The 9507-nt window shown below is 58.6% G+C and carries 8 protein-coding genes and 1 pseudogene; 3 read left to right on the top strand and 6 right to left on the bottom strand.

Annotated features, from left to right (window positions below):
* Nucleotides 1-156 precede the first annotated feature (156 nt).
* The gene (locus tag NW839_RS00745; protein WP_414343807.1) at nucleotides 157-438 is read left to right on the top strand and encodes a hypothetical protein; all 282 of its coding nucleotides are present in this window, start codon (nucleotides 157-159) and stop codon (nucleotides 436-438) included.
* Between the two features lie 66 nt (nucleotides 439-504).
* Here NW839_RS00745 and NW839_RS00740 read toward each other — a convergent pair whose 3' ends face one another.
* The gene (locus NW839_RS00740; RefSeq protein WP_414351687.1) at nucleotides 505-918 is read right to left on the bottom strand and encodes a hypothetical protein; all 414 of its coding nucleotides are present in this window, start codon (nucleotides 916-918) and stop codon (nucleotides 505-507) included.
* Nucleotides 919-1065: 147 nt separating this feature from the next.
* Between NW839_RS00740 and NW839_RS00735 the strand changes: the two genes are divergently transcribed.
* Nucleotides 1066-1665: a pseudouridine synthase gene (locus tag NW839_RS00735; RefSeq protein ID WP_041436950.1), complete on the top strand. Its 600-nt coding sequence runs from the start codon at nucleotides 1066-1068 to the stop codon at nucleotides 1663-1665.
* A 278-nt stretch (nucleotides 1666-1943) separates the two neighbouring features.
* Here NW839_RS00735 and NW839_RS00730 read toward each other — a convergent pair whose 3' ends face one another.
* The 5 genes from NW839_RS00730 to ccsB all read right to left on the bottom strand — a co-directional run bounded on the left by NW839_RS00730 (nucleotide 1944) and on the right by ccsB (nucleotide 8404).
* Nucleotides 1944-3293, bottom strand: coding sequence for an adenylosuccinate synthase (locus tag NW839_RS00730; RefSeq protein WP_414332548.1), 1350 nt, complete (start codon nucleotides 3291-3293; stop codon nucleotides 1944-1946).
* A gap of 211 nt (nucleotides 3294-3504) precedes the next feature.
* Nucleotides 3505-5004, bottom strand: a complete 1500-nt coding sequence (locus NW839_RS00725; RefSeq protein WP_414351690.1) for a S41 family peptidase — start codon at nucleotides 5002-5004, stop codon at nucleotides 3505-3507.
* A gap of 165 nt (nucleotides 5005-5169) precedes the next feature.
* On the bottom strand, nucleotides 5170-6840 hold the full coding sequence (gene tig, locus NW839_RS00720) for a trigger factor (RefSeq protein WP_414351692.1): 1671 nt from the start codon (nucleotides 6838-6840) through the stop codon (nucleotides 5170-5172).
* A gap of 76 nt (nucleotides 6841-6916) precedes the next feature.
* Nucleotides 6917-7300, bottom strand: a complete 384-nt coding sequence (locus NW839_RS00715; protein WP_011431755.1) for a lipopolysaccharide assembly LapA domain-containing protein — start codon at nucleotides 7298-7300, stop codon at nucleotides 6917-6919.
* An 84-nt stretch (nucleotides 7301-7384) separates the two neighbouring features.
* The gene (gene ccsB, locus NW839_RS00710; RefSeq protein ID WP_414329299.1) at nucleotides 7385-8404 is read right to left on the bottom strand and encodes a c-type cytochrome biogenesis protein CcsB; all 1020 of its coding nucleotides are present in this window, start codon (nucleotides 8402-8404) and stop codon (nucleotides 7385-7387) included.
* Nucleotides 8405-8641: 237 nt separating this feature from the next.
* Here ccsB and NW839_RS00705 point away from each other — a divergent pair.
* Nucleotides 8642-9507, top strand: a pseudogene (locus NW839_RS00705) (hypothetical protein); the annotation flags it as partial.

Raw genomic sequence — 9507 nt, 5'->3', positions numbered from 1 at the left:
GCAGAACAGGCTCAGGGCTACTGAAAGCCCGCTCCGTACCGCTTAGCGGTCGGAGCCGGGTAGTTTACGTCCTCCGCCATTGCCTCGACTCGCATTCCCTATCGGGATCCCTTTGGGGCTGTTCGGGATCGCTTCCAGGCGCTGCGGCAGGAGTGGATGTTTTTGCTCGAGCAGAAACGGTTGGGGTTGTGGGAGCACAGCCAATGGATGGAGCAAATAGAGCGGGTGCAGGGATCCCTGGCGGCCTTGGCAGCGGATCCCACCCCGGAAGCCCTGGAACAAGCCCGTCAGCAACTGGGCAACTTGAAAACCAATCTTGCCACTTGGATGCGGCTGGAATCTCTGCGCAACCCCTATCGAGTTCAAGTTTGGGGCAACCGTCTCGCGGCTTTGGAGATGATGCTGCGCTACGGAGAGCAAACCCTGATGAGGGCATGAAGCTCCCCTCTTGCGGGATGGGGATCCCATCTATCCCCAGAACTTCCCCAGAACCGAAAAAAACTGTTATGGGGTATCTTTCGGCATTTCCTCTGCGGGGTTAGGCCCTGTATCCGGCTCCTTGGGGAGAGCAGAGTCCTCAGGGCTGGGCAAGGACTCTGTCCTGCTGGCGCGAACCGCTTCCGGGGAGGTTTCTGGCTCCTCGTCATCGCTACGCGACGCTTCTGGGAACCCGTCAGCAGTGTGTGGCGCTGAAGCGGGCTGAGCAGCAACAGGTTCAGGAGCAGAAGGAGGAGGTGCAGCTGGGATCCCGGCTTCTTCTGCAGGAACAACCGCAGGTGGCTGAGCAGCTTCTTTTTCCTTTTGCTGTTCGTAGCGGCGACGTTTGTTGCCCTCATCCACCAGCACGTACACCAGGCTGAGGAGAGAGAGCCCCGCTGTTCCAACCAAAACCCAGAGTAAGTTGTTGTCTATGGTCATGGGTTGAGCTCCGTCAAACGCTGCTGGCGATGGAGGGATATTGCTCCTTAAGGCTTGATCTTACCGTTGAAGCCGCTCTGCCAAATCTTTCTGCCAAATCTTAAAGATTGGAAAGGTTGGGTTCACAGTTTTGTTGTTTTGTGTGTCATGCGCTATCTCAAGTTCTACAAGCCTTATGGCGTGCTCACCCAATTCACCGACCGAGAGGGACGGCCCACCCTCCAGTCTTTTATCCCGGTGCCCAGGGTTTATCCGGTGGGGCGACTGGATCGCGACAGCGAAGGGCTGCTCCTGCTGACCGATGATGGTCGCCTCAATGCCCGCTTGATCGATCCCAAGTTCGGCCATGAGCGCATCTACTGGGTTCAGGTGGAAGGGATCCCCACCCCCCAAGCCCTGCAACAGCTGCAACAGGGGCTGATCATCCAAGGGCGAAAAACGCGCCCGGCCCAGGTTAAGGTCTTGGCTGAGGAACCCACCCTGCCGCCACGGGATCCCCCCATCCGCTTTCGCCGCTCCATCCCCACCACCTGGCTGGAACTGACGCTGCGGGAGGGTCGCAATCGTCAGGTGCGCCGCATGACTGCTGCTGTTGGGATCCCAACTTTGCGGTTGGTTCGGGTTGGACTGGGGCCCCTCTCTCTGGCGGGGCTTGCTCCTGGCCAGTGGCAAGATCTCAGTGAGGTAGAACTGGCCCAACTGCGGCAATATTGTTTTTCTCAAACCATTAGAGTCATTTCAAGTTAGATTAAGACGCTTCCTATTCGCTCGGCAGTGAGGAGCTGGGAAGCAAGACAACGGAACAGTTTTATTCCCTCTTAAATGACTATAAACTAGGACACTGCATCCACACCTAAGACGTTGAACGCACAGGGCCGGAAGGCTTTTCTCCGTAGCTTAGGCGTTTCACCCTAACCTGAAATGACCATAACTTAACTCACATTGATCATTACTGAGCATTTGATCACTACATTGTTAATGATTGCCCTATGATTGCCCTTGTTCCCAATTGTTCTTGAGCCCACTCAGTCGGGCATGAGGGCGTGGACGCGCTTGCCACCATTGGGGTAGAGAAGGGCACGTTTGGGGCCGTGGATGGGATCCTCGACGATAATCGTCTGGTCGCGGCTGGCCCCCAGAGAAACAATGGCAATCGGCACCTGCATCAACTGTGCCAAAAACTTCAGGTAATCATGGGCTTCGGGGGGCAAGTCTTGGATGGAGCGGCAATCTTTGGTGGAACATTTCCAGCCCGGCAGGGTTTCGTAGATGGGTTTGCACTGGGCGAAAACCCGGGCATCGCTGGGAAAGTGACGAATTTCCCGCCCCTGGTACTCGTAGGCCACGCACACCTTGATCTCATCCAAGCCATCCAGCACATCCAGTTTGGTGATGGCCAGGCAGTCTAGGCCATTGATTCGCACCGCGTAGCGCCCAATTACCCCGTCAAACCAGCCGCAGCGCCGTTGTCGCCCTGTGGTGGTGCCGAATTCAGCACCGGTTGCCCCCAGGTACGCCCCGATCTCATCTTTGAGCTCGGTGGGGAAAGGGCCTTCGCCAACGCGGGTGGTATAGGCTTTGGCCACCCCGATCACCCGGTCAATACTGGTGGGGCCGATCCCAGCGCCAATACAAGCGCCACCGGCAATGGGATGGGAGGAGGTGACGTAGGGGTAGGTGCCGTAGTCGAGATCCAACAGGGTGCCCTGAGCCCCTTCAAACAGGATGTTCTCCCGATCTTCGATTGCTTGGGTGAGAAGCAGAGCAGCGTCGGTAACATAGGGGCGCAGCCGCTCGGCATAGGCCAGGTATTGCTCGATAATTGGCTCGGGATCCAAGGGCGGCAAGTTATAGATCTTTTCCAGCAAGACATTTTTGTAGGGAATGGCCCAACTGAGGCGCTCCCGCAGCTGGTCAGGGTACATCAAGTCCACGACGCGAATGCCCATGCGCTCGGCCTTGTCGGCATAGGTGGGGCCAATGCCCCGGCCGGTGGTGCCCAGCCGGTAAATGCCACGCCGCTCCTCTTCTGCGATGTCAATGACCCGGTGGTAGGGCAGGGTGACGTGGGCCGTTTCGGCAATGAACAGGTTGTCGGTGGAAATGCCCAATTGATGCAGTTGGTCGATCTCGGCCAGCAGAACCTCGGGATCGATCACCGTGCCGCTGGCGATGATGCAGCGTTTGTCGGGGTAGAGAATGCCAGAGGGGATCAAGTGTAGCTTGAAGGTTTGGCCCCCCACCACCAGGGTATGCCCTGCATTCACCCCACCTTGATAGCGGACGACCACATGGGCCTTTTCACTGAGGAGGTCGGTGATCTTCCCTTTTCCTTCATCGCCCCACTGGGCACCGACAACCACGACGTTTGCCAAGAGCTTCTCCTACAGTCCGTAGATGGCACAAAAAATCCCCTTTGCGGGGGCTGCTGCACTAATCTACCGCATCGCTCCGGGCACTGTTGAGGGATCAGGACAAAAACGTTAACAATCGATTAACTTTTCTCCGGCAGGGGACAACGTGGAGATGGGCGGGATCCCCGAACCCTCTGGCAAGCCAACAGAGATTCCCCAGTTGCCCTCGCCTTCAGCTCCCCGGCTTGAACAGGCCAATGGCCGTGACCTGGTTGGATCCCACCTCAAAGGCAAAGGCCAGGCCCAGGGCATCGTAGTTGACGTAGTAGCGGTCGTCGCGCAGATACTCTCGGCTCCCCTTGGGATAGGGTACCACCTCGTTGTAGCCGTTCTCGCCGGGCCCGCCGTAAACGGCGATCACTTCTGAGTAGGTGGAACCAATGCGGATCCCTTCACCGGTCATGGCTTCCGGGTGGGTTGTGTAGATGCGGTTGGCGAAAAAGCTATCCACAATGCCCGGATGACGGTAGGTGAAGAGGATGTAGTCTTGTAGGTAAAAGATCTTCAGGTCGCTGTTGGGCTGAAACACATTGGCTCCAGAGGCCGCTGGGATCTGATCGACATTGCCCAGCAGGTGGGTATCCACGTTGCGGGTATCCATGCCCAGCTCAAAGCGACCGACTCGGCCCTCTTGCACCAGCACTGTAGGCCGTGGGGGCAGGGCAGGTCGCCGGGGGGGCAAGGCCAGCGCTTGCAGGCCGGCATTCAGCCAAGCATTGTCATCTCCTTCCACGGTCTGCAAGGGCACCAGACCCCGCTCCAAAGAGCGACCATCCCCTGTTTTCCAGGTGGCCACGGCCAGTTCCACCGCCGCGCCGGAGGGAAGGGCAAAGAAGCGGGTTTGTCGTTCGCTGCCCTGGGTGGGCTGCCCCAAAATGAGGGTGCTGCCGCTGGTTCCCAACTGGGCAGCCAGGAGGGTGGCCCCCTGGCGGGTGTTGCCATCCACCAGAACGGCCAACGGGATCCCGGCGGCAATGGGCAGATTTTCGCTGTTCCAGAGGGTGGGCTGCCCAAATCGGTCTTCGGTAATCAGCAGCGGCTGGACGGAGCGGGGCAAAAACAGGCGCGCCACATCGGCCACCACTTGGGGGTCGTAGCCCACCGAGCCGCGCAGGTCGAGGACAATGCCCTGGCTGTAGTCTTGGGTGTAGAGGGTTTGGCGGATCTGCTGAGCCGTGGCCGGGGTGAGATCCGGCACTGCCAAATAAACCTGGCGCGGGCCAATCCCGCGGGCTTGTACGGGAGGACGGGGACGGTTGAGCAAGTCCTTAAAAGCTTGCGGATCCCAGAAGCGATCGGCGGGATCCCCATACTCCCGCAGGATCTCTTGAATGAACTCGTACTCCACCTCAATAGAGGGGCGGGGATCCCCGTAGCTTCGGGCCAACAGGCGGGTGTAGAGGTCGTTGTAACTAACCGCAGCAGCTTGGTTGCCTGCACCCAAGGACTCGTTGATGAACAATCCCACCAGATGGCGGAGATCCAGCCCGACCGGCTCACGGGGAGGCGAAGGGGCTGCCGGGATCCCTGGATCGGGAAACGAACCTTGGGGATCCGAGGGCATGATGGGCACAGGAGGCAAGGCCGATTGGCCCACAGCGCTGCCGGGCGAGATCCCGGCGATCAGGGTGAGGATCCCCCAAGCCCCAAGTACGCGCGCAAATCCCTTCATGGCAGCCTGCCCTCTTGCAGATGTTGCGAATAGGATAAACCCTAAACGCTCCCCTTTGCCACTGCCAGCAGTGGTAGATATCTATTTTTTGCGACTTGGAACACTAGGGGCTGCGCCCCCTTGCTTTTGAAGGAAATGCCCTCAGCCAGAAAATCCCCAGCGCATTCACTTGCCTTTTTTGTCCTTTTTGCTCGGCTTGGGCTTTTCTGCTGCCGGGATCTCTGTAGCGGTCTCTGCCGCTTTCTCCTCAACTGGGAGCGTTGCCTCTGCCGCAGAGGCTGAGACGGTTTCAGCAGGGGATGCTTCTACAGCCTTTTCTGTAGCTGGCTCGGCTTCCGCAGCTGCAGCTTCTCCATCCGTTTCCGCCCCCGTAGCCGTCTCTGATGAGGATTCAATTGCCTCAGGGATCCCAGATACCTCTGCTTCTGGCTCATCGGCCTCAAACTCGGCCTCTGGCACTTCAACCTTCTCCTCCGAGCCTGCCAAAGAAGTGGGCGCCTGGGTTGGATTCCCCTCGCTATCGACCCAGTTGACCGTGGTCTGAGACTTCAGCCAAGCCATCACCTTGTCGGTCAGCAAGCCTTCATAGACGGCTTGGCGTACTCGTTCCCGATCCAGCTTTTGGCCTTGCTGGGCATAGGCCGCCATCACCTCTTCCACCTCCACGTCCAACTCCGTGGAACCTACGGCAATTTGCTCTTGCCGAACGATGGCGTTCAGGGCCAAGGTGCGCCGCAGCCGGTCGATGGCTTCGGGTCGGTGGCGCTCTTTCAACTGGTTAAGGGTTTCGGGAGGCAACTCGGACAAGAACTTACGGAGCTCCCCCGGCTTGATGCCTTCCTGCCGCAGGGCCTGGAGACTCTGGGCCAGCAGTTGTGTCGTTTCTTGTTCGATGAGGGTTTCCGGCAAATCCACCTCAGTAGTCTCCAAGATGGCGTTGAGGATGGCGGTTTCCAGGTTCTCCTCGGATTGTATCAGGGCATCCTGTTCGAGGCGCTTTTGCAAGTGCTCCCGCAGTTCGGCCACCGTTTGAAAGCTGCTGATCTCTTGCACAAAGGCATCATCCAATTCGGGCAGCTCTTTGGCCTTGATCTCCCTCAGGCAGACAGTGAAGGTAACCGTTTTCCCGGCCAACTCTTTTCTGAAGTAGTCGTCGGGGAAGGTGGCTGCGATCTCCTTGGTTTCGTCGAGCTGCATGCCCACGATGCCCGCCACAAAACCGGGGATGAAGTTGTCTTCCTTGAGTTCCAGCTGGAAGTCCTGGGTGGTCATCTCGTCGAGGGGATTGCCTTCTGCATCGCGGGCCTCAAAATCGATCACCACCACATCCCCCAACTGAGCAGGCCGATCTTCTACCGGCAAGAGGGTGGCCCGCTGATCCCGCCATCGGTCGATGAGCTGGTCAATTTGCTCAGGCTTGACGTCAACACGGGTTGCCGTAACGGTCAGCCCTTTGTATTGGCCAACGCGGGCTTCGGGGTACACCTCAACATATCCTGAGAAGCTGAAGTCTGCTTCGGGGTTGAACTGAGCCAAGAGCTGACCCACCTCATCATCCAGCTCGAACCGACTGATGGGGGTGAGCTGAGCTTCCTTGAAAGCCTGTTGAATGGCCTCGCTGATCAGGTCATCCACAGCACTGGCCATGATGCGCTCGCGGCCCACCTGCCGCACAACAAGATTGCGGGGGGCCTTGCCCTTGCGGAATCCCGGAATTTGGATATTCTGCTCCAGTTGACGCAAGGTTTTTTCGTAGGAGCGCTTCACCCGGTCGGCTTCTACCACGATTTTGAGACCGACCCGGCTGCCAGGGCGTTTTTCTTGGATAACCTGCATAGGAAGTATGAGCTAGGGAGAGGGGCAAGTAGAAGTTCAATTCTACCTCAACGGCCTGTGGGTCAACCTGGGAATTTTAGGCAGGGGATCCCTCGGTGGCCACTTCTTTCACATCCTGGATGTCCTCTTGGGGTTCGGCACGCTTGCTGGGAGGCAGTTGCTTCACTTTGGCTTCCAGCTCCACCACCATTTCCTTGAGTTCGGTGATGGTGACCTCCTTCTCCTGCAGTTGCCGATTTTTTTCCCGGGCTTCGATGCTGAACTGTACGCGCATCCAGAGGCTATACAGCCAGGCGAGGGCGGCCCCAATCCCGGCAGATGCCAGAAGTTCCATCACCAGAGGGCTTTCAACGCTGACGCCGGGGGCAAAAGTAACCGTGACCGGGGTGGCGTTTTGCATGGCAAAGAGGGCAATGGCCAGGAGGGCTGAAAACAAGATCAGGTAGTTGAACAGTCGCATCGTTTTTCTCCTCGAAGGGATCCACTACGGCTTGCCAGCACCAGAATACCCATAAACTCGGGCCGGTTTTTGAGAAAAATTCCCTCAGAAAAACCAGCCATAACTGTGTAAGCCTTTGCCCAGAAAGTTGACCCCCAGGTAACATACCCAAACCACTCCAAAACCCAAGCTGGCCAAGAGGGCGGGGCGTCTGCCTTGCCAGCCTTTGGTGATGCGGGCATGCAAATAGGCAGCGAAGACCAACCAGGTAATTAAAGCCCAGGTTTCTTTCGGATCCCAGCTCCAGTAGGTACCCCAGGCTTCGTTGGCCCAAACGGCGCCGGCAATAATGCCGATGGTGAGCAGGGGGAACCCCAGCCCGATCAGCCGGTAGCTGGTGTTGTCCAAGATTTCTGCCAGGCTCAGCCGTTGCCAGGGGATCCCTTCTGGGGCCGGTTGGGGAGGGAGCTCAGCCGACGAGGGGGCAGGACGGGGGGAGCGGAGGCCGGCGTAGGCCAGTTCTGAAGCCGGGGAAGGCAGGGTGGCTTCCGCCCATTCGGGATGGGTCTGGGGTTGGGGAGGGCGAAATTGCAGGCCGAGGGAGTTGCCCTTGAGATGCACTTCCTGACCGCGAGTGACGATGAGAAAGCTGATGGAGAGAAGGGATCCCACCAGCAGCGCCGCGTAGGCCAGCAACATCACAGTCACGTGCATCATCAGCCAGTTGGATTGCAAAGCCGGCACGAGGGGCTGGGCTACCTGCATATCTTCCGGCAGCACCAAGGCAGCAAAGGCCACGATCCCGGTCACAACTGGGGCAGTCATGACCCCCACCCAGCGGCTGCGGCTCCAGTAGAGGGCCACCAAATGCAAAGCGGTGATCCCCCAGGCCAGGAAAAACAAAGACTCGTACAGATTACTCAAGGGGAAGTAGCCTGCATCGATCCAGCGGGCCGTCAACAGGGCGGCCATCGTCAAGTTTGCCCCGATCATCCCCGCTAGGCCCAATTCGGCCAAAAGCTGCACCTGGGGAAAAGCTGCCCCACCCCAGTAGAACAGCATGGCCCCCAGAGAAATGGCAAACGCCACGTTGTTGAGCAGAGCTTGCCACTGGGCCAGATCCATGCCCGCAAGAGCTGTTATCGCCAACAGAGCCATACACGACCTCAAAAGTGTCTCCGACCCGGCTTGAGCCAGGCCAGTTGATCCCATTCTAGGGCGGGGGAAGGGATCTTCCCCAAAGGACACATGCTGGTAATGTGGGGATGGCTTGTCTGCGGCTCGGCAGGATACAAAGAGCATTGGGATGTAGGGCTCATGCAAGAACACGCGGGAAATGCCAGGTTGAGAAGGTGGGGGTTGTTGAGATGGTGGATCTGTCTGTTGGCCGCCCTCGTTTTGGCCTCTTGTGGGGGATCCCCGCCTAAACCCCCGCAGGAACAGCTTCCCCAGCTAGAGCGCGTGCCGGTTCCCCCGGAGATTGCCAAGCTGGATGCCCATTTGCAGTATTGTCGCCCGCAAGTTCAGATCCTCAGCCCCAAGCCAGGTGAGGTGTTGCCAGAGCGGCAGGTAACCGTTCGCTTCGCGGTGCAAGGGTATCCGCTTTTCCAAGATCCGCAATTGGGTCTTGGCCCTCATCTGCACGTGGTGCTGGACAACCGGCCCTACATCGCCCATTACGATGCCGATGCTCCCCTCGTTTTCAAGGATTTGGAGCCGGGATCCCATACTCTGCGGGTGTTTGCCGGCAAACCCTGGCACGAGAGCTTCAAAAACTCTGAAGCCTATGCCCAGGTCAGCTTTCACGTGTTAGCTCCCACCCCTGAGTACGTACCACAGCCGCAACTGCCCCTGCTCACCTACAACCGCCCCACAGGCAGCTACGGGGCCGAGCCAATCTTGGTGGATTTCTGGCTGGCCAATGCCCCGGTGCGGGAGAGCCTGTTGAGTGACTTGCCACGGGACTGGCGGATCCGCTACACCCTCAACGGCCAATCTGGCCTGCTGGATCGCTGGGAGTCTTTTTATCTGAAGGGCTTCAGGCCCGGTCGCAATGTGATGGTGCTGGAACTGGTGGACAGCAAAGGGGATCCCATCCGCAATGTGTTCAACAGCGCCGCCCGCGAGATCACCTACACCCCTGGCGGCCAAGACACCCTCTCCAAGCTGGTTCGGGGGGAGCTAAAAGCCGAAGAGGCCCTGGCCATCGTCCAGCCCCCGCCCACCCC

The sequence above is a fragment of the Synechococcus sp. R5-15 genome, from assembly GCF_047462035.1.
Lineage (GTDB): Bacteria > Cyanobacteriota > Cyanobacteriia > Thermostichales > Thermostichaceae > Thermostichus.
Note: the sequence above shows the minus strand (reverse complement) of the source record. Positions and strands in the feature narration are given on the sequence as shown.

Coding starts and splice junctions, on each gene's coding strand:
- tig (WP_414351692.1), bottom strand. CDS start 6,840: ATGCAGGTTATCCAAGAAAAACGCCCTGGCAGCCGGGTCGGTCTCAAA.
- NW839_RS00735 (WP_041436950.1), top strand. CDS start 1,066: ATGCGCTATCTCAAGTTCTACAAGCCTTATGGCGTGCTCACCCAATTC.
- NW839_RS00725 (WP_414351690.1), bottom strand. CDS start 5,004: ATGAAGGGATTTGCGCGCGTACTTGGGGCTTGGGGGATCCTCACCCTG.
- NW839_RS00715 (WP_011431755.1), bottom strand. CDS start 7,300: ATGCGACTGTTCAACTACCTGATCTTGTTTTCAGCCCTCCTGGCCATT.
- ccsB (WP_414329299.1), bottom strand. CDS start 8,404: ATGGATCTGGCCCAGTGGCAAGCTCTGCTCAACAACGTGGCGTTTGCC.
- NW839_RS00745 (WP_414343807.1), top strand. CDS start 157: ATGTTTTTGCTCGAGCAGAAACGGTTGGGGTTGTGGGAGCACAGCCAA.
- NW839_RS00740 (WP_414351687.1), bottom strand. CDS start 918: ATGACCATAGACAACAACTTACTCTGGGTTTTGGTTGGAACAGCGGGG.